Origin of the sequence: Vibrio nigripulchritudo ATCC 27043 (assembly GCF_000222685.1) — a bacterium.
Classification (GTDB): Bacteria; Pseudomonadota; Gammaproteobacteria; order Enterobacterales; family Vibrionaceae; genus Vibrio; species Vibrio nigripulchritudo.
Genome location: NZ_AFWJ01000001.1, coordinates 179551 through 200153, shown reverse-complemented (window position 1 = coordinate 200153; position 20603 = coordinate 179551). Strand labels below are relative to the sequence as shown.

The 20603-nt window shown below is 45.8% G+C and carries 16 protein-coding genes; 3 read left to right on the top strand and 13 right to left on the bottom strand.

The window, feature by feature from the left end:
* The first annotated feature begins 283 nt into the window (after positions 1–283).
* Complete coding sequence (locus RH89_RS00820; RefSeq protein WP_004397926.1) at positions 284–1768, top strand: carbon starvation CstA family protein; 1485 nt, start codon at positions 284–286, stop codon at positions 1766–1768.
* Positions 1769–1816: 48 nt separating this feature from the next.
* On the opposite strand, the gene RH89_RS28540 is transcribed toward RH89_RS00820, so the two are convergent.
* The 7 genes from RH89_RS28540 to murJ form a co-directional block, all read right to left on the bottom strand.
* Complete coding sequence (locus tag RH89_RS28540) at positions 1817–4129, bottom strand: ATP-binding protein (RefSeq protein WP_004397925.1); 2313 nt, start codon at positions 4127–4129, stop codon at positions 1817–1819.
* A gap of 141 nt (positions 4130–4270) precedes the next feature.
* On the bottom strand, positions 4271–5224 hold the full coding sequence (gene ispH / locus RH89_RS00810; protein ID WP_022589846.1) for a 4-hydroxy-3-methylbut-2-enyl diphosphate reductase: 954 nt from the start codon (positions 5222–5224) through the stop codon (positions 4271–4273).
* Positions 5225–5315: 91 nt separating this feature from the next.
* Positions 5316–5747: an FKBP-type peptidyl-prolyl cis-trans isomerase gene (gene fkpB, locus RH89_RS00805; protein WP_004397923.1), complete on the bottom strand. Its 432-nt coding sequence runs from the start codon at positions 5745–5747 to the stop codon at positions 5316–5318.
* A 167-nt stretch (positions 5748–5914) separates the two neighbouring features.
* Positions 5915–6430, bottom strand: a complete 516-nt coding sequence (gene lspA, locus RH89_RS00800; RefSeq protein WP_004397922.1) for a signal peptidase II — start codon at positions 6428–6430, stop codon at positions 5915–5917.
* Between the two features lie 14 nt (positions 6431–6444).
* The gene (gene ileS / locus RH89_RS00795) at positions 6445–9288 is read right to left on the bottom strand and encodes an isoleucine--tRNA ligase (RefSeq protein ID WP_004397921.1); all 2844 of its coding nucleotides are present in this window, start codon (positions 9286–9288) and stop codon (positions 6445–6447) included.
* A 64-nt stretch (positions 9289–9352) separates the two neighbouring features.
* A complete protein-coding gene (gene ribF, locus RH89_RS00790; protein WP_004397920.1) occupies positions 9353–10288 on the bottom strand; it encodes a bifunctional riboflavin kinase/FAD synthetase in 936 nt (311 codons plus the stop codon).
* Positions 10289–10406: 118 nt separating this feature from the next.
* Complete coding sequence (murJ, locus tag RH89_RS00785; protein WP_004397919.1) at positions 10407–11966, bottom strand: murein biosynthesis integral membrane protein MurJ; 1560 nt, start codon at positions 11964–11966, stop codon at positions 10407–10409.
* A gap of 248 nt (positions 11967–12214) precedes the next feature.
* On the opposite strand from murJ, the gene rpsT reads away from it, so the two are divergent.
* Positions 12215–12475: a 30S ribosomal protein S20 gene (gene rpsT, locus RH89_RS00780; RefSeq protein ID WP_004397918.1), complete on the top strand. Its 261-nt coding sequence runs from the start codon at positions 12215–12217 to the stop codon at positions 12473–12475.
* 154 nt (positions 12476–12629) lie between these two features.
* Here the strand turns inward: rpsT and RH89_RS00775 are convergent, their stop codons facing one another.
* A complete protein-coding gene (locus RH89_RS00775) occupies positions 12630–12926 on the bottom strand; it encodes an ArsR/SmtB family transcription factor (protein ID WP_004397917.1) in 297 nt (98 codons plus the stop codon).
* Between the two features lie 127 nt (positions 12927–13053).
* A complete protein-coding gene (nhaR, locus tag RH89_RS00770) occupies positions 13054–13944 on the bottom strand; it encodes a transcriptional activator NhaR (RefSeq protein ID WP_004397914.1) in 891 nt (296 codons plus the stop codon).
* Between the two features lie 398 nt (positions 13945–14342).
* On the opposite strand from nhaR, the gene RH89_RS00765 reads away from it, so the two are divergent.
* Entirely contained in the window at positions 14343–15488 is a 1146-nt protein-coding gene (locus RH89_RS00765) for a Na/Pi symporter (RefSeq protein ID WP_038124790.1), read from the top strand.
* 335 nt (positions 15489–15823) lie between these two features.
* Here RH89_RS00765 and RH89_RS00760 read toward each other — a convergent pair whose 3' ends face one another.
* From RH89_RS00760 to ptsP, 4 genes are read right to left on the bottom strand one after another with little or no spacing between them, the layout of a single operon-like run.
* On the bottom strand, positions 15824–16675 hold the full coding sequence (locus RH89_RS00760; protein WP_004397912.1) for a thymidylate synthase: 852 nt from the start codon (positions 16673–16675) through the stop codon (positions 15824–15826).
* 8 nt (positions 16676–16683) lie between these two features.
* The gene (gene lgt, locus RH89_RS00755; RefSeq protein WP_004397911.1) at positions 16684–17496 is read right to left on the bottom strand and encodes a prolipoprotein diacylglyceryl transferase; all 813 of its coding nucleotides are present in this window, start codon (positions 17494–17496) and stop codon (positions 16684–16686) included.
* Between the two features lie 49 nt (positions 17497–17545).
* Positions 17546–18343, bottom strand: a complete 798-nt coding sequence (locus RH89_RS00750; protein WP_004397910.1) for a sulfite exporter TauE/SafE family protein — start codon at positions 18341–18343, stop codon at positions 17546–17548.
* A gap of 8 nt (positions 18344–18351) precedes the next feature.
* The gene (gene ptsP / locus RH89_RS00745; RefSeq protein WP_004397909.1) at positions 18352–20601 is read right to left on the bottom strand and encodes a phosphoenolpyruvate--protein phosphotransferase; all 2250 of its coding nucleotides are present in this window, start codon (positions 20599–20601) and stop codon (positions 18352–18354) included.
* Positions 20602–20603 lie beyond the last annotated feature (2 nt).

Genomic DNA, 20603 nt, shown 5'->3' with positions numbered 1-20603 from the left:
CTGGTTACAATTGCTTTACCTCATAAATTCTCAATATAGAGACAGATTTTATAGCAACATATTTCTTATTTTCATGAGGTTATGACAAAGCTACTTTCTCTTCACAAGCCATATTCTCAGCTCTGCGACTTATCTGTTTTTGTATTTTTGTTCAAACCACTTATTTCTGATAACTGCCACTTAACTTGCTATTCCACCACTCACGACCAAGCAGAATGAAGTGGACATGAGGGAAGCGTACTATCCAGTCTGAAAGGTTAAAACAAGACACGGGGCGTGAAATATGTTGTGGTTTCTCATGTGTGTCGCTGCACTGATTGGCGGCTACTTTATTTATGGGACGTTTGTAGAGAAGGTATTCGGAATTAAAGAAAACCGACAGACACCCGCTTACTCAAAACAAGACGGCGTGGACTATGTTCCCATGTCGAACAAAAAAGTGTACCTGGTTCAGCTACTGAACATTGCAGGTGTGGGACCTATTTTTGGTCCAATCATGGGGGCATTGTATGGTCCTGCGGCAATGTTGTGGATCGTGCTGGGTTGTATTTTCGCAGGTGCGGTGCACGACTACTTCTCTGGCATGCTTTCTGTGCGCAACGGCGGAGCATCAGTACCAAGCATCACAGGTCGCTACCTGGGTAATGGCGCAAAACACTTTATGAATATATTTGCCATCATTCTTCTGCTGCTTGTTGGTGTGGTGTTTGTTTCCGCTCCCGCTGGCATGATTACAAACCTCATCAATGACCAGACGGACTTCTCCGTTACTATGACTAGCATGGTAGTGATCATTTTTGCTTACTACATCATCGCGACCGTTGTTCCTGTCGACAAAATCATTGGTCGCTTCTACCCAGTATTTGGGGCACTACTTATATTTATGTCGGTTGGTCTGATTTCTGCCATTGCTCTGTCTGATGAGCATACGGTTATGGGTGGTTTTGAAGTAACGGACATGTTCACTAACATGAATCCTAATGACCTGCCTCTTTGGCCAGCACTGTTTATCACCATCGCATGTGGTGCTATCTCTGGCTTCCACGCTACGCAGTCTCCTCTGATGGCCCGCTGCATGCAAAACGAAAAGAATGGTCGCTTCATCTTCTTCGGTGCGATGATCGGTGAAGGTGTCATTGCACTTATCTGGTGTGCACTGGCTCTGTCTTTCTTCGGCTCAGTGGATTCCTTATCTGAAGCCATTGCGAATGGTGGTCCGGGTAACGTTGTGTACAGCGCCTCGTTTGGTCTGCTTGGTGTATTTGGTGGCGTTCTGGCATTCCTGGGTGTGGTGATTCTTCCAATCACTTCTGGAGATACTGCGTTCCGCTCTAGCCGCCTGATTCTGGCTGAATACTTCAACATGGAGCAGAAGACACTGCGCAACCGCTTATTGATGGCTGTTCCACTGTTTGTTCTTGGCGGTATTCTGACTCAGGTTGATTTCGGTGTTATCTGGCGCTACTTCGGATTTGCAAACCAGTCGACAGCAACCATGATGCTATGGACAGCTTCTGCATACCTGCTACGTCACAACAAACTGCATTGGATTACCACTGTCCCTGCTATCTTTATGACAACGGTATGTGTGAGCTTTATCATGAGTAATAGCCAGCTTGGTTTTGGTTTGCCGATGAACGTCTCTACGGTGGGTGGCATTGTGACAGCACTGCTGATTACCGCATACGTTATTAAGACATCAAAAGGGAAAGGAGAAACGGAACTGGCAGACGAAGAAACACCTTCTTCAACAGCCAAGACCGCTTAACAAACTTATCCTAACATGAATTTTAAAAGGGCTCTCAGAGCCCTTTTTTCATCCACATTCTTCCGCAATAAGACATAACTCATCAAGCCACTGATGGGTAAGCTCGAACAGTTGATTAATCTGTTGGTCATCCATTTTTTTCTGCTTAGCCACCAGATCCGCCAGCACTACCATGCCAGACAAGGCAACTTTCTCGAACAGACTACTGAGTACCTTCGCACTTGCTGTTATGTTTTCCAAATCCTGATTTTGTTGCGCTGTATTCAGATCCGTCACCGCTGATAACGCCTCTTCAATCACATTGTTAATAAACACTGGCATCACGTCGTAAGCGACAGCGTTTTTGCGCATAATGAGATTGATGTCTACGGTATCGGTGTCTGCGTGTGTGTTAGCGCTTTCAGTTTGCTTGTAGATAATCCCATTCGGGAACAGCTTTTCCGCGTAACTGCTTAACGTCTCGTGCAACTCCCGCTCCACCACAGGTTTGGCAATCAGATTATCGACCCCTGCCTGTTTCATCTTGTCTCGAGTCTCTTTAAACAAATCAGCGGTGCAGCCAAGAATCAACGTGTTCTTATTGAGTGAGTCCTGACGAATCAGGTACGTTGCCTCAATGCCATCTTTCACTGGCATGTGGTTGTCCATCAGTATCAGATTGAAGGTCTTGGTTTTTGTCAGCTCATAAGCCAGTTCGCCATTCTCAATGCACTCGGTTACAAACCCGCATTGCTTGAGCATAGACTGGAGCACCATGGCATTAAGTCGATTATCTTCAACAATCAGCGCTGTAAGTCCGTTGTAATTGAGTGGTCGGGTGTCTTGCACAACCGCTAGTTGAGGCTCTGCAAGTGCCAGTGGCATGGTAACGGTAAAACAGCTCCCCATTTCGAGCTCGCTGGCTACTTTGATGTCTCCACCCATTTGCTTCACAAGACGAAAAACAATAGACAACCCAAGCCCTGTGCCGCCGTATTTTCGCGTGGTAGAACTGTCAGCCTGTTCAAACGGATTGAATAAGCGTTTGAGTGTCTCTTCGCTCATACCGATTCCGGTATCTTTGATAGAGACCGTCAGAACCGTTTTTTCACCTTCAATTTGCTCCTCAACGTTCAGTTCTATAAAGCCTTTTTCGGTAAACTTGATGGCATTGTTCAACAAGTTAAACATCACCTGACGAACACGCGCTTTGTCGGAGTTCACCCAGCGGTCTGGAGCAACTTTGTTATCAATGTAGAGATCGACACCTTTTTCTTCCGCTAACGACTGGTAGATACTACTGACCGAACCCATGAGATGAGTAAAGGCAAAAGGATGATTATCGAGTTCGAATTTCCCCTGCTCTATCTTGGAAAAATCCAGGATCTCGTTAAGCAGCGTCATCATGTGCTCACCCGATTCATGGAGGTTTTGCAGATGACTTCGCTGACTGTCACTCAAGTCCGTTTTTTGCAGTAACTGCGCAATTCCCAATACACCGTTCATGGGTGTTCGGATTTCATGGGACACCACCGCAAGAAATTCTGTTTTTGATCTGCTCGACTGTTCAGCCCGATCTTTTTCGCACCTTAAAAGCTCAATGATTTTTTCAAGGTTACCTGCGATCTCATTCAGTTCATCTCCTTCCCAGGAAAGCGTTTCGTTTTGAGCGGGCTCATGGTGGTAGACACTCTTTTGTAGCTTTTCACTGTATTGAGCAAACTGTTTTAATCGGCGGGTCAGGGTTCGGTAGAGCCAGGTCATACATACAATGGAAACCAAAAAAATCACGATAGTCGCTATCACAACTTTCCATCGCATTTCAGAAAACAGCGCATTTACCTTAGTCAGTTGTTCCGCTTCGCGATCCTTAGCGGTATGTTCCAGATTATTGAGCGCATGAATCGCGGGTTCATCATCGACTCTAGCCTGATCATCGATTTGATCTATGGTCAGACTTTGATGATATTCCACGGGTAATTGGAAGAGTTTACTTTGGTATTCAGTGATGACGCGATTGACTGCTTCAAGAGCGTGCTTTTCAGAAATAGTTAGGTTCAGTGTTTTGTATTCAGCAATGACCAATTTTGCTTGTTTAAAGCGTTCTAAAGAGGCATCGCGATCTTTGTTTTTTCCACGAAGTACGTAGTTTTTGAATTGATGAATCGCCCCGTCATATCCTAACTGATACCGAAGCTGCTGAAGCAAGTTGATGCGCGAAGAGACTTCTTCACGATATTCCGTATTTGCCTGTTGATAGGCACTGAGTGAGGAAATGGATATCCATGTAAAAACTGACACCACCGCCAGTATAAAAACAGTGATTAGCCAGAGCTTTCTTTTGATCGAGCTGTTAGCGGAAAACCACGAATTGAACTGCATTCCGTTTCCAACCTCCCTGTTTTATTAGTTTGATGATCGGTGCAACATGCTTGTTATCAAGATCATTCCTATTACTCTACTTTAAAAATAGTAAAGCCCCGAAGGTTTCGGGGCTTTATTTGTTGATTTAGTCGTGATTTTTCAGACTTCTCGTACCTGTAACTCGCGCGGCACTTCGAAAAACATGTTCTCTTCGCGTCCAAGAACTTCTTCCACATCGTTCGCACCAAGTTCTTTAATGCGATCAAGAATTTGGTTTACCAACTCTTCTGGCGCGGATGCTCCTGCGGTTACCCCAACGAGTGAAGCATTATCAAACCAATGTTCTTCAATTGCCTCTGGGCAGTCAATCAGGTGACCCGGCGTGCCCAGCTTTTCAGCCAGCTCTTTCAGGCGAGTAGAGTTCGAGGAATTTTTTGAACCGACGACCACTAGCACATCAACCTGAGTAGCCAGAATGCGCACTGCATCCTGACGGTTTTGCGTGGCATAGCAAATGTCGTCTTTACGAGGTCCCTGGATTTCTGGGAAAACACGACGCAGTTCTTCAATAACGTCTGCCGTTTCATCTACAGACAGCGTCGTCTGGCTTACATAGTGGAAGTTGGTTGGGTCTTTCACTACCAGCTTTTCAACATCCTCTGGGGTTTCCACCAGATACATGCCACCAGTGTCACTGTCATACTGCCCCATGGTGCCTTCAACTTCAGGGTGACCTGCATGACCAATCAGCACCACTTCCATATTGCGTCGGCTGGCACGTGCCACTTCCATATGCACTTTTGTTACCAATGGGCAAGTCGCATCAAACACCGTTAACTTGCGGCGTTTGGCTTCTTTTCTTACTGCTTGCGATACGCCATGAGCAGAGAAAATCACAATGTTATCGTCTGGCACTTCATGCAGCTCTTCAACAAAGATAGCACCACGTTGCTTCAAACCCTCAACCACAAAGCGGTTGTGCACAACTTCATGGCGCACATAGATTGGTGGTTGATACATTTCCAGCGCCCTTTCAACGATGCTGATGGCGCGGTCAACCCCGGCACAAAAGCCGCGAGGGTTTGCTAACAGTATTTTCATTTCATTGCTCATAGTACTATCGTTTTTATGGCGCGTAGTTTACCGTCATCCCTATTGCTGCTCAAGCAAACAGCAGTCGAGGGATAGAGGGATTTGTTACCGCTTATTCCACACCTAAGATTTCGACTTCGAAAATCACATCTTGCCCTGCAAGAGGATGGTTAAAATCGACGGTTACCGAATCCCCTGAAATATCAGTGATAATACCTGGGATTTCCATGCCATCTTTTCCGGAAAACGCCATGATGGTGCCCACTTCGACTTTCTCTTCGCCGATAAATCGGGCTCTGTCCATATGGTGAATATTATCTGGATTTGGCTGACCAAACGCATCGTCTGCCGCCAGCTCAATGCTTTTGTTTTCGCCCTCTACCAAGCCCAGTAGTGCTTTCTCAAAATTTTCACTCAGGCTTCCATCACCCATGGCAAACTTAGCTGGCTTGCCCATGCTGTGGGTGCTGTCGGCCACAGAGCCGTCGTTCAACTTAATGGTAAAATGGAGCGTTACAGCCGAATCATTAGTAATTGTTGTCACAGAGGGTTGTCCTTAATTGTGTTATTGGGCTTTGGCTTTAATACGGACTGCAATGGTGCTGGGTGCATTACTTAAAAAAATAGCGCACGGTCCAATTTTTTAGCCTTTATATTAAAAAGCGCCGTCCGAATCAACGGACAGCGCTTAGGGTTATTCGATTTAAGCCATCATGACTGAGCAGGTTCTTCTGGCTTTTTACGGAATCCATCAAGGATTATCATTGCTGCACCAAGTACTATTCCAGAGTCAGCAAGATTGAATGCTGGCCAGTGGTAGTCACCCCAGAAAAAGTCTAGATAATCGACCACATAGCCATGTACAAGGCGATCAAAAACATTCCCTAATGCTCCACCAATGATCATGGCATAAGCGATGTTATTCCACTTTTCTGAACTTGGCAGTTTGCTCATCCAGTGTATTAACACACCTGAAACAACAAACGCAATTGCGGTGAAAAACCAGCGTTGCCAGCCAGCTTGATCACTTAGAAAACTAAATGCCGCTCCGTAGTTGTGAACATACAGCAGGTTAAAGAATGGCAATATCTCAATGCGATTTGCCCAACCGTACCCCATGTTTTCCATCACCACGAACTTGATGCCGATGTCCGCAATAAAGACGAGCACCGCCAGCCAAAGCCAGCGGACTCCTGATTGTTTTAGCGATACCGCTTGTTCACTCATATTAAATCCAATTATTAAGCGAACTTACGAACTTCACCGTCACCATCAACGTTTGACACACAGCGACCGCAAATCTTCTCGTGACCTTTAATTGTGCCTACGTCAGGGGAATGGTGCCAGCAACGATCACATTTCGGGTCTTCAGAAGCTTTCACTTCCACAAACAACCCTTCAACGTCGGTTGCCTGAGCAGATTCAGGTTTGTCTGCCAGCGCTCGAACCGTTGCCTTAGAGATCAGAAGTACGAAACGCAGTTCATCTTCCAATTTGTTCATTTTGGCAGCCAATGCATCTTCGGCGTAAAGTGTTACCTCTGCCTGAAGCGCACCACCAATCACTTTCTCATTACGAGCAGATTCCAGTTGCTTGTTCACAGCATCACGAATTTGTTGGATTTCAGTCCAGAATTCGTTGCTTAGCTCTTCACCTTCAGCCAGACCAAACAGACCATCGAACCACTCGTCAGCAAATACAAACTTACCACGTTCGCCTGGCATCTGGTTCCAGATTTCATCCGCTGTGAACGACATAATAGGTGCCATCCAGCGAACCAGAGCTTCTACGATGTAGTACAACGCCGTTTGACAGCTGCGTTGTGCGTGTCCGCCACGTTTCGCGGTGTACTGACGATCTTTGATGATGTCCAGGTAGAAAGAACCCATCTCGATGGAGCAAAACTGCATCAGACGCTGCATAACCGCATGCGTGTTGTACTCGTCGTACGCTTTAATGATTTCTTCCTGTGCAGCAAGTGCGCGACCTACAGCCCAGCGATCCAATGCCACCATTTCATCTGCCGGCACAATATCTGTTTCTGGATTGAAACCGCTCAGGTTTGCCAGGAAGAAGCGAGAGGTATTACGAATACGGCGGTATGCGTCTGCACTTCGCTTAAGGATTTCATCAGATACCGCAACTTCGCCAGTGTAATCCGTAGAAGCCACCCATAGACGCAGGATATCTGCACCAAGTTTGTTGGTCACGTCTTTCGGCGCGACAACGTTACCGATGGACTTAGACATCTTGCGACCGTGACCGTCTACTACAAAGCCATGCGTCAGAACTTGTTTGTATGGCGCTTCACCTTTCATCGCAATGGATGAAATTAGCGATGACTGGAACCAACCACGGTGTTGGTCAGAACCTTCCAGATACAAGTCAGCGCTGTTGCCGTTGTATTCTTCACGAGAATCAACCACAGAGAAGTGAGTAACACCAGAATCGAACCAAACGTCTAGGGTATCCAGTACTTTCTCGTATTTGTCTGCTTCTTCACCCAGAAGCTCAGCAGAATCTACGTCCCACCATGCCTGAATGCCTTTCTGCTCAACAAGCTGAGCAACCTTTTCGATCAACTCTAGAGAATTAGGGTGCAATTCAGCGGTTTCTTTATGAACGAACAGAGCAATTGGCACGCCCCAAGTACGCTGACGTGAGATACACCACTCAGGACGACCTTCAATCATCCCTTCAATACGGCTTTGACCCCACTCTGGCATCCACTGAACGCCTTTGATGGCTTCCAGTGCTTTGGCACGCAGGCCCGCCTGATCCATCGACACAAACCACTGTGGTGTCGCACGGAAGATGATTGGGGTCTTGTGACGCCAGCAATGCGGATAGCTGTGTTCGTAAGCGTGGTGATGCAGCAATGCGCCTCTTTCTCTCAGCACTTCAACCACAGCATCGTTAGCTTTAAATACATGTTGACCAGCGAACAGTTCCGTATCTGGCAAATACACACCGTTAGAACCTACTGGGTTCGCAACTTCCAAGCCGTATTTCTGACCAACTGCAAAGTCTTCCTGACCGTGACCTGGCGCTGTGTGAACCACACCAGTACCGGATTCTGTTGTGACGTGATCACCAAGGATAGCTGGAACAGAGAAATCGTAGAACGGGTGGTTGAACTGAGTCAGCTCCAGATCCGCACCTTTCGCGAAACCAAGGTTGTGGAAGTTTTCAATGCCAGCACGATCCATGACGTCTTTCGCCAGCTCAGAAGCCACGATGATACGCTCAGCCTTGTTTTCAGATGAGTCATCGCCTTCTGTTTGGATTAGCACATACTCAAGATCGTCACGCAAACATACAGCACGGTTCGCAGGCAGCGTCCACGGTGTAGTTGTCCAGATAACGATGGAGATATCGCCCTGCCCTTCATGACCTTCGGTCAGGTTGAACTTAGACAGTAGCGCGGCTTCGTCAGCAGCTTTGAATCGTACATCGATTGAAGGAGATACTTTATCTTTGTATTCCACTTCAGCTTCAGCCAATGCGCTTCCACAATCTGTACACCAGTGAACTGGCTTGAAGCCTTTCAGCAGGTGACCCTGATCAGCAATCTTACCTAGCGCACGGATGATGTTGGCTTCAGTTGCGAAGTCCATTGTGCGGTAAGGTTTGTCCCACTCACCAAGAATACCAAGGCGTTTGAAGCTCTCTTTCTGACCTTCAACCTGGCCTTGTGCGTATTGGCGACATTTATCACGGAACTCAGCCGCTGTAACTTTTTGACCTGGCTTACCAACCTTTTTCTCTACCATCAATTCAATAGGTAGACCGTGGCAGTCCCAGCCAGGAATGTAAGGTGCGTCAAAACCTGAAAGTGTTTTGGATTTAATAATAATGTCTTTAAGAATCTTGTTCAGTGCGTGACCAATATGAATATCACCATTCGCATATGGAGGACCATCGTGCAAAACAAATGACTTCTTGCCTTTTTTGGCTTTACGGATTTCTCCGTATAGATCTTCTTTGTACCAACGCTTAAGCATTTCTGGCTCGCGATTAGCCAGATTGCCGCGCATCGGAAACCCTGTTTCAGGTAAGTTCAGGGTATCTTTATACTCACTCATCGATTCTTAATTCCGTTATGTTGGGCGAAAGTTAGACATTATGCTAAGTGGTGGACTAAACCACTTAACCATTAAGCTGACGCAGCCACACCCTTGCTGCCTCAGCATCCAATTCAATTTGCGCTGTTAGCGCATCAAGAGAGTCGAACTTTTTCTCGTCTCTCAGTTTATGAAGCAATGATACTTCCAGTTGTTTACCGTACAAGTTTGAGTTGAAATCAAACAAATGCACTTCCAGTTGTTGTCTCACACCATTGACCGTAGGGCGCTGACCGATATTTGCCACGCCTCCATATGCTTTGCCGTCAATGCCATGGACTTCAACAACGTACACACCAGATACAGGTGATACACAACGTTTTAGCGGGATATTCGCCGTTGGGAACCCAATGGTTCGACCAAGTTTTCTCCCGTGTGATACCCGACCATTAATGCTATATGGTCGACCGAGCATCTCTTCTGCACTGGAAAAATCATCGTTCGCCAGAGCTTCGCGAATTGCGGTGCTGCTGACACGAAGTTTGTTCATTTTGAAGCTTTGAGTGCTAACAACATCAAAACCGAACTCTTTTCCTGCTTTTTCCAGCATCTCAAAATTGCCAGTACGATTTTTTCCAAAGCTAAAATCGTCGCCTACAACAAGGAACTTTACGTTCAGTTTTTCAACCAGAAGATCTTTAACAAAGCTTTCAGCGGTCAGGCTTGAAAAGCCAGCATTAAAATTCACACAGATTAGTCGTTCGATGTTTAATTTTTTTAGCTGAACGACTTTATCACGCAAGCGAGTCAGCCTTGCCGGCGCTTTATGCCTGGCAAAGAATTCCATAGGTTGAGGTTCAAATGTCATGACCATGGTAGGCAATCCCATCTTACGAGCTTGCTCAGATACCTGCTTCAGCACTTGCTGATGCCCCAAATGGACACCATCAAAATTACCAATGGTCAAAACGCACCCTTTATGTCGGGGCTGAATATTGTGTATACCTCGGATTAACTCCATGAAATCTCTAGCTTAGGCTCACTGCCGTTGTTCTTTTAATTTATTGTGCACGAAACCGACGGATTATATACCCAAATAGCAATAAGATGCGAGTTTCGCTCCTAAAATAATCTACTCATTAAGATAAGGCTTTTAAGTGGCGAATTCTTACACCTAACACCACGACCGAAATCAGATAAACCAACGCTCCGGCACCTATCATCATAGCGAGCTGCAGACAACGGTAACCAAAGCTCCAGGTCAACCACGTGTCCATTGATGGATTTAACCACAGCACCGCCGCGACCATAGCACCACCAGCAAGGATAAGTTTCAAAGAGAACAGAATGGTTTCTTTAGTGATACGGTATACCTTTTGACGGTGCAACCCACGATACAAAAGCCCCATATTAACTAGAGCGGAAAGCGCTGTGGCGATAGCCAAGCCGACATAGCCGTAAAACCACGCGAAAATCGCGTTAAATACCATGTTCGATACCATGGCTATGATGCCGTATTTGACGGGTGTTTTGGTGTCCTGACGGGAGTAATATCCGGGAGCCAATACCTTAATCAACATAAAATTCAATAAGCCTGAGGCGTAGGCAATCAACGACATTGACGCAAACTCTACATCTTGAGGGGTGAACTCACCTCGCATGAAAAGTACCATCAACATCGGCTTCGATAATACGATCAACCCCAACATAGCGGGCACACCAAGCAAGAGCACCATTCGAACGCCCCAGTCCATGGTATGAGCAAACCCATCACTCTGCGCATCCACATGCTTTCGGGAAAGAGCGGGCAATATCACTGTTGCAATAGCAATCCCAAACAAACCCAGTGGGAACTCGAGCAACCGGTCAGAATAGTAGAGCCAACTGATGGAGCCTGTGGCAAGAAAACTGGCAATGAAAGTATCAAACAGTAAGTTTATCTGGCTGACAGACACTCCAAAAAGTGCGGGAATCATCAGAGTGCGGATTTTCACGACCCCAGGATCGCGCCATCCCCATTTCGGCTTAACTAACATTCCCTCTTTTATTAGGAATGGGATTTGAAAGAGAAACTGCACCAAACCGCCTAGGAATACGCCTATGGCTAAACCCACTTCAGGTTGCTCCAGCCTCGGAGAGATAAACACAGCGGAGCCAATGATCATGATGTTAAGGAAAACAGGCGTAAAAGAAGACACCGCAAACTTTCCGATGGTGTTCAGTATTGCACCCGAAAGAGCCACAAAAGTGATGAACCACAAATAGGGGAAAGTGATTTTTAGTAGGAAGCTGGCAAGTTCGAATTTATCGGAAGAAGGTCCTCCGTTCAGCCAGTCCAGAAACCAGCCGAATCCGAACAGAGCAGTAATCACACCAGAACCCAATACTCCAATAAATGTCACCAGAGTAACGATTACCCCGAGAGTACCGGACGCTCTGGCGATCAGTTCTCGGGTTTTGTCTTTATCGCCGCTGGCATGATATTCCGTCAAAACAGGCACAAACGCCTGAGAAAAAGCACCTTCTGCAAAAAGTCGACGTAAAAAATTGGGGATCTTATTTGCAAAGAAGAAGACATCTGCGCTGGCTCCTGCTCCCATCAAATTGGCTACGACCACATCCCTTACCAATCCCAGTATTCTGGAAATAAAAGTCATCATACTGACGATCAAGCCAGACTTGAGCAGCTTTTTACTCACAAATGTCCCCTAAGAAATACAATAGAATATCCACCGCCTCCGATTAGTTTGGCTGGCAGACATATTTATTAGCAATGGTATAAAAATGCTGTTAGAATCCACGCCATCTTAACCGCGATGACCTTCTATTCCAAAGATTGTTTGGATGAGGCGGGTTTTTGCACAAATCATTTGACATTTAGGCGCAAATAGGGGATATTCCTCGCCCTTAAATTGTCACCGAACTAAAGTTTTTGGGAGTTAGACCCTTGGCAAACAGTAAATCTGCTAAGAAGCGCGCTATCCAAGCTGAAAAACGTCGTCAGCACAATGCTAGCCGTCGTTCTATGATGCGCACTTACATGAAGAAAACTATCGCAGCTATCGAAGCTGGCGATAAAGAAGCTGCAACTGCTGCATTCACTGCAGTTACACCGATCCTAGACCGCATGGCGACTAAAGGTCTTATTCATAAGAATAAAGCTGCTCGTCATAAGTCTCGCTTCGCAGCAGCAATCAAAGCTCTTTAATTCGAGTTTAGAATTGCGAAAAAAACCGGCTTCTGCCGGTTTTTTTATATCTTAAATTTGCCTGATGCGTTAACAACGCTCTCTCACAACCAAGTTGCTATACAACCAAAGCCTCAGCACAACATAGTTGCTTAACAAGATTTAAGTTAGGTTTTTAATCTTCACAGTACAAAGAGTGAAGCAGCTTGATCATTTGCTGCACCTCAGAACTGCTTAAAGAGTAGTAAACCGTCTGGGCTTCCTTTCTTGTTTGCACCAGACCATCTCTTCTAAGCCAGGCTAAGTGTTGAGACAGCGCCGATTGGCTCAATTCTAAGTGAGAACAAAGTTCTCCGACGGAAAGTTCGTTGTTGTGTAACATACACAAAATTTGCAAGCGTCTTTCATTCGCCATCGCTTTCAAGAGGACGACAGCTTGAGCAGATTTCTGCTCCATTTCCTGTAAGTTCATTCAGCAGCCTCCATGGGCTATAAACGTAAGTTACTGCATCTTCAACTTGTTATTTGTGTTATGTCAGTTGAAGTCCTTATTCAAATAAATGTTATTACAACAATGTGAAGTAATACAATGAAATCTGTTAATAGAAGAGCTGAATGAAATCAGCATCACAAAGATTTTTCACTGTAGGGTGTTGAATCATCCTCTCAGCGAATATAACAAAGTATTCTTCCTTCAGCTCATTAATCTCTCCAACCAGATGCAATGAAACGTCATCCCCCACTTCAGATTTGTACAAACTAGGAGCCAGAAAGAGTGCGTCTTTATGATCTTGAGCGAATGCTTTCATTAAAGCCACGTCATCAAACTCTCCGAGAACATTTGGTTGAATACCTTGTCTGTCAAACCATTGCATGACTTTTCGCCCCATGGATGTACGGCTTCCGGGAAGCAACAGCTTTCGGTTTTCGAATACTGATGGGAAGGTTTCATTCTCTAACGGTTTGGAACTGAAAAAGCTCATTCGGCATTCTCCCAGTTTTTTACTGTAGAGTCCGGGGCTCTGGCTTGAATCTACAGGGCAGTCAGACAAAATCATATCCAGCTTGTGTTGGGAGAGCTGTTCAAGAAGCAATTCATGTGTCGATTCAAAGCAACGTAAATGGATACTGTTATCGGCGGGCACGGTTGTCATCAATATTCGGCTAACCAGCCGCTTAGACAAAGCATCCGCCACACCGACATCAAACAGAATATTAGAACGCTGACTGTAATTTACGATATCTAACATTTCGTAGCTGAGTCCAAACATCCGGTCAGCGTATTTGAAAACCAGCTGTCCCAATTCGGTTGGCTCTACACTGCGTCCATTTCGCTTAGTGAGCTTACCATCCATTCTTTCTTCTAGAGCTTTTATTTGCCCTGTGACAGTCTGCGGCGTAAGAAAAAGTGCATCTGCAGCCTTTGTTACTGATCCTTGTTTGCATACCATCCAAAAATAGTAGAGATGGTTGTAATTTAAGTGAGACATGCTTTGTTATCCGTCAAATCCTTAGGCATATGATACAACGCATCACAATAAGACACTATGTTTTCGGTATTTCCGATAAATAAAATTAAAAATATCGAATAAAACCGAACACAGTCATGACTTTTATGACACTGTCATAAAGAGAAAATGTGACAAATTGCAAATATCCACAAATTTTCGCAATAGAACCCTATTATTAACCCTATCAAATAAAGTTTTTAATTTATTGAAATCAATATCTTACACGAATCATAATTCCACTTTATCGGTTGCGTAGAAAAAATAGCAAAAAATGCATTCTTAAACCTAAATGTCATATAACTGCAATATTTCATCTCTAGTATCGCCCTCAGATTCACTAACCGACCAAATGAGAACGGTCAACGGAGAAAAATATGATAAACCAAGCTACTTCAACAGCAGCGCCACAATCGGGTTCCGCTCGCTGGCTACGCTGGGCTAACTTGGCTTTCATGCTTTACCTACTATTACTTGCAGTATCTATGGTAGGAAGTGGTTTTAAGTGGGCTACTGGAGAACACGCTAAAACTCTTTTCGAATTTGCTTCTCACCCGGTTGCAGGCTTAATGATTGGTCTTGTCGCAACTGCCTTGATTCAGTCATCGAGTACTGTTACGTCTATTATTGTCGGTCTTGTTGCTGGCGGTCTTCCTGTCGCAACAGCGATCCCTATGATCATGGGTGCCAACATTGGTACTACCGTGACTAATACCCTAGTAAGCTTGGGTCACGTTCGTTGCAAAGACGAATTCAAACGCGCTTTCGCTAGTGCAACTATTCACGATTTCTTCAACCTGCTCGCAGTCATTATCTTCCTACCACTGGAAATGATGTTCGGCATTCTGGAAAAAGTCTCTCACTGGCTGATTTCTCCAATGCTGGCGACTGGTGACATGAGTATCAAAGGGTTTAACTTCATCAAACCAATTACCAAACCTGTTGTAAGCGCAATTAAAGAGCCGCTAGCAACCTTTGGTGATGTCGCTGGTGGTGTTACTCTGATCCTGCTTGGTATCGCAACCATCTTTGTTGCTATCACAGTGATGGGTAAACTCATGAAGAGCCTGATGGTTGGTCGTGCACGTGAAATCCTGAAAAACGCTATTGGTCGTGGTCCTCTTCACGGTATCGCTTCTGGTTCTGTTGTGACTGTTTTGGTTCAGTCTTCTTCAACAACAACCAGCCTGATGGTTCCACTAGTAGGTTCTGGTGTACTGAAAGTTCGCGATGTTTACCCATTCACTCTGGGCGCTAACATCGGTACATGTATCACGGCTCTGCTGGCTGCTACAGCTGTATCTGGTGAGTTCGCGGTCTTCGCATTGCAAATTGCTTTGGTACACCTGGTGTTTAACCTGATGGCGACCATTTTCATCTATGGCATTCCATTCCTGAGAGAGTTACCAATAAAAGGTGCAGACCTAATCTCGGACATGGCGATGAAAAACAAAGCGGTTGTTGTGGGTTACTTGCTGGCGGTGTTCATCATCATGCCAGGCACGATTCTGGCACTGACTGCCTAAGCTTGAGATTTAAAAATTCAATCCCCAGCATTCTCTGAATGCTGGGGATTTTTATTTGTATCTAATATAAATTCCAGCAAGTGATTGGTATACCCTGAGCTCAGGTTTATCGAGACTATCGGTTTGCTACGTTGCTTCTTTCGCGTGAAATTGGCTTTCGATCAGGACATAGATTTAAAGAGTGAGTGGTATTGAGTCGAAAAGTGGGGCTATACCAACGTGTAATGCGTCGAACGCACTGATAGTTAATCCATACACACTTTGCATACAAAAACGCCACTCTGTGCTTTAGAGTGGCGTTTTAGCGTATTCAACTACTAATCTGAGAACGAATATTAAACCGAGAACGGATACTTAATTGCGTCGTGGCACTGGTAACCAACCACTTCAAAATCGTCCATGGTTACCCAAGTTTCCAAATCTTCCAGAGATTTGATGTCTGGATTGATTCTAAACTCTGGAGCAGGGAAAGGTTCGCGCTTAAGCTGAACGTCGCGCATCAGTTCTAACTGATCTTCATAGATATGAGCGTTAACAATCTTGTGGTACGCTTGACCCGGTTTCTTGCCCGTGATCTGCGCCATTAGCGCTAAGAAAACGTAAACCTGAACCATGTTGAAGTTCAACCCTAATGGTACGTCACAAGAACGCTGGGTGCTGTTCAGGTATAGGGTGTCACCCAGCAAAGAGAAATGATGGCTATACATACAAGGGCGTAAACACCCCATATGGAATTCGCCCGGATTGTAGAAGTTGAGTATCTCACCGCGGTCATCAACACCTTTAGAGAGATCATCGACAATTTTTCTGAGCTGGTCGATGTGCCCGCCATCCGGCTTAGCCCAGGCACGCCCCTGAACACCATAAACACGACCCATGTCGTCTTCACCCTTTCGATACGGGTTGTTCAGCCACACTTCGTTCAGGTTGGCGTTTGCATCCCAGGTTTTGGTGCCAAGTTTTCGAAAGTCTTCTGCGTTGTCATATCCACGAATGTAACCCAGTAGCTCTGCTACTGCGGCTTTCCAGAAGCTTTTACGCGTAGTCACTAATGGAAATTCATTCGCGGCAACGTCATAAGTAAGATCGGCGTTAATTACCGTAAGGCAACGTTTACCTGTACGTTCATTTTCAATCCACACACCGTCATCGACGATGTGCTGACACAAGTCTAAATACTGTTTCACTGTCGACCTTAAATTTTTGATTTAACAGGTTGTTTGTTTGCGCTGTAAGCCCAGCCTATCAGCACTGCTCCACCAATCACCATTGGAAGTGACAAAATTTGTCCCATTGAGATCCAATCGCCATAGAGCCCTAAGTGCGCATCCGGCTCGCGGAAATACTCCACTATGAAGCGGAACGAGCCATAGCCTAGCAGAAACAGCCCAGCGACGCTGCCCGCCGGACGTGGCTTCTTAATAAACCAATTGAGAATAAAGAACAAGACCACACCTTCAAGCACAAACTCATAAAGCTGAGAAGGGTGACGAGGCAGGTATCCACCGCTTGGGAACAATACGGCCCAAGGTACATCAGTGACGCGTCCCCAAAGCTCATCATTCATGAAGTTACCCAAACGCCCCATTCCCAGCCCAAACGGCACTAACGGGGCAATAAAATCCGCAACACTGAAGAACGTGCGTCCATTTCGACGAGCATACCAAGCCATCGCTGCAATAACGCCCAGAAGACCACCGTGGAAAGACATTCCTCCGGTCCAGATTTTAAAGAGGTAAAGTGGGTCGCTTAAGAGAACATCGAAATTGTAGAAGAAAACATAACCAATACGCCCACCAAGCACGACACCTAAAAAGCCAGCGAATAACAAATCCGAGACATTGTCACGCGTCCAACCACTGTTTGGCATATCAGCACGGCGGTTAGCGAGCCATAGCGCGAACACAAAGCCGACAAGATACATCAAGCCATACCAGCGCAGGGCAAGAGGTCCTATAGAAAAGATAACAGGATCAATTTGAGGAAAGGTTATAAACCCTTGGTTCATGTTTAAATCTCTTTAAATGTGATGAATCTGATGCCGCATTTGAGTCGAATTAAAACGGCAACAGCATTTTTCCAGCGACGAACAGTAAGAATACCGCAAAGATTTTCTTCAATACTGCGGTAGGAAGTCGGGTTGCCAGTTTGGCTCCCACGCGAGTCGTTAACACGGATGTCGCAGCAATACCAAATAGTGCAGGCAAGTATACATAACCAATACTGTACTCTGGAAGCCCGCTGGCATCCAAACCATGTACAACAAACCCTGTCATACCAGCAATGGCAATAAATGAGCCGCATACCGAAGACGAACCAATCGCTTTACGCATTTCCACGCCATGACGGCTAAGAAACGGAACCGTTAACGAACCACCACCGATACCCGCAAGACTGGAAGTGATCCCAATAAGACCACCGTAACCCAAAGTGGTTCCGGCAGCAGGCATAGGGCGACTGTTTGAAGATTTTAGAGACATCAGCATTTGAATGGCGAGCCCCAAGACGATGATACCAAACACTTTAATCAGGTACTGAGTTGGGATCGCTTCAGCGATGAAAGAACCAGCTAACCCACCAACGACGACACCAGGCATCAGCCATTTAACAACGAACATATCGACGTTGCCTAGCCTAAGATGATTAAAAGCAGAAGAACCGGAAGTCAGAATGATGGTGGCCAGAGACGTAGCCAGTGCGATGTGCATAACGAGATTGGCAGAAATTCCTGCAGCCGGGAGCAGCCAAAGCAACGCGGGGACAACCACTAAGCCTCCACCAATTCCCAATAAGCCTGCCAAGACCCCAACCACACTTCCCAGTATCAGGAATTGAATTATCAGCTCTATGTTCAAGTTTACCTCTATTTATTACCCGCCCGGACAAATCCTGCGAGATTTCGTTGTTCTAAGTAATCAAATACCTGATCGTAAATCGCCTGCCCGTACGGCTGAGCAAGTGCACTCAGAGCTAATTGCTCTAGGTCCTTCACTGAGGACTGGCGAAGCAAATATTTCACTCTGGCTACGTTGGCGGTATTCATGCTCAGAGAACGATACCCTAATCCAACCAATAGTAAAGCCCCAATAGGGTCGCCCGCCAACTCGCCGCAAATGCTCACCGGGAGTTTATGAGCCCGACACGTTTTTTCGATTTGTGCCAGAGCTTGTATCACGGCTGGATGCACCGATTCATATACGCCAGACACACGTGCGTTGTTACGGTCTACAGCAAGAAGATATTGGGTTAAGTCATTGGTTCCAACCGAAACGAAGTCTATTTTATCTGCCATAAATGACAGTAAATAGAGCATGGAAGGGACTTCTAACATAACGCCTACACGAGGTTTGCACACATTTTTGTGACTTTGCGACACCTCGTCATAGGCTTGTTGGATCAGAGCAAGTGCGTCATCCAGCTCTTGGTTGCCAGATAACATGGGTAATAAAATGTTGAGATTGTTCAGGCCATCACTCGCTTTGAGCATGGCACGAAGCTGGATAAGGAAAATATCAGGATGGTCCAGAGTAAAGCGTATTCCACGCCAACCCAGAAAAGGGTTGTCTTCCTCAATAGGAAGGTAAGGTAAAGGTTTGTCGCCACCGACATCCAACGTCCGCATGACTACGGGTTTGTTCGGATACGTTTCGAGCACTCGACGATATTGCTGGTGTTGTTCTTCTTCAGAAGGAAAACGATGTTGAAGTAAAAAAGAGATTTCCGTTCGATAAAGCCCGACACCATTAACTCCCTGATTGACAGAAATGTTGGTATCAGCACTCAAACCCGCATTAAGAAGCACGTCAACTTTACAGTCATCCTGAGTTTTCGCTTCTTGATGAAGTTCTTTCTCCACCATTTTTGAGAGTTCGAATTCTTCATCTCTCAGCGAGCGATACTCTTTCAATAACTGCGCTGGTGGCTCAACGAAAATTTCACCGCTGTAACCATCTACAATCCCCTCTTTACCATTGAGGTTTTGCGGAGTGACGTTGGCCCCCATTATGGCAGGGATACCCAGTGCACGAGACAAAATCGCTGCGTGCGAGTTTGCCGCTCCCTCAATAGATATCACAGCAAGTAACTTGTCTTTGGGTAGGCTAGCGAGCGTAGATGCCGTAAGTTCATTGACAACCAAAATGACGGGTTGGTTGAGCTCAAGCTCCCCCACTTCACTGGTATGCAAAAAATAAAGCAGTCGCTGCCCCAATTCACGAATGTCTTGAGCTCGCTCTCGCAAGTACACGTCCGACATCTGAGCAAACCGGTTTGAATAGGTTTCTACGACCTGACGCAAAGCCCAGTCGGCACGATCCCCCTTCTGGATCTGCTCTTTCAGATCGTTTCGCAGCATGGGGTCGTTCAATAAATGGGTGAAGAGATCGAATATTGCCAACGTATCTTTGTTGATATCGTTGTCCAGTTTCTTCCTTAAACGGCGAAAGTCTGCTTTTGCGCTTTCCATCGCCAGTGCGAGCCATTCTTGCTCCTGCTCAACATCAAGAGTACTGGCCGGGTAAACGTCTGAAAGTTTGGGTTGCGTGTCGTCCCACCAGAATTCGCCGACTGCAACACCGGGTGACGCCGCAATTCCACTTAATTTCTGGCTGTTGGCATCATTCAGAAGCCAGTGACCTTGCGCTTGAGCATGGGCAATGATCACCGCAAGCTGAGCGGACAAAGTGACGAGAAATGATTCTTCCATTTCCGAAAACAGCCGAGGCGATTTTTGCTGAATAACCAATACGCCGAGCACTTGTTTTCGATGAATAATAGGGGCACCTAAGAAGGAGTGATAAATGCCCTCACCCAATTGAGGAAAGAACTTAAAGCTAGGATGAGTAGATACTTCTGCAAGGTTAAGGGGCTCAGCAGTTCTTCGAACTAAGCCCACGAGCCCTTCATGATAACCAATGTGGATTTCGTCCCCTTCAAATTTCAGACCTTTGGTCGCCATCAATTCAAGGCGGGATAATTCATCGTTTGCAAAATAGACGGTACAACACTCAGTTTGCATGGCATGACAAGTTTCGTTGACCAAGACATCTAATGCCTCATGAATGTGTTCAACTCTGGAAACCTGTTCAACTATATCCCGCAGCTGAGTGAGCATTT

What these genes read in the sequence shown, in the direction of transcription:
- RH89_RS00820 (WP_004397926.1), top strand. Translation starts at nt 284, where the DNA reads ATGTTGTGGTTTCTCATGTGTGTCGCTGCACTGATTGGCGGCTACTTT.
- RH89_RS28540 (WP_004397925.1), bottom strand. Translation starts at nt 4,129, where the DNA reads ATGCAGTTCAATTCGTGGTTTTCCGCTAACAGCTCGATCAAAAGAAAG.
- ispH (WP_022589846.1), bottom strand. Translation starts at nt 5,224, where the DNA reads ATGAGCAATGAAATGAAAATACTGTTAGCAAACCCTCGCGGCTTTTGT.
- lspA (WP_004397922.1), bottom strand. Translation starts at nt 6,430, where the DNA reads ATGAGTGAACAAGCGGTATCGCTAAAACAATCAGGAGTCCGCTGGCTT.
- ileS (WP_004397921.1), bottom strand. Translation starts at nt 9,288, where the DNA reads ATGAGTGAGTATAAAGATACCCTGAACTTACCTGAAACAGGGTTTCCG.
- ribF (WP_004397920.1), bottom strand. Translation starts at nt 10,288, where the DNA reads ATGGAGTTAATCCGAGGTATACACAATATTCAGCCCCGACATAAAGGG.
- RH89_RS00775 (WP_004397917.1), bottom strand. Translation starts at nt 12,926, where the DNA reads ATGAACTTACAGGAAATGGAGCAGAAATCTGCTCAAGCTGTCGTCCTC.
- nhaR (WP_004397914.1), bottom strand. Translation starts at nt 13,944, where the DNA reads ATGTCTCACTTAAATTACAACCATCTCTACTATTTTTGGATGGTATGC.
- lgt (WP_004397911.1), bottom strand. Translation starts at nt 17,496, where the DNA reads ATGAACCAAGGGTTTATAACCTTTCCTCAAATTGATCCTGTTATCTTT.
- ptsP (WP_004397909.1), bottom strand. Translation starts at nt 20,601, where the DNA reads ATGCTCACTCAGCTGCGGGATATAGTTGAACAGGTTTCCAGAGTTGAA.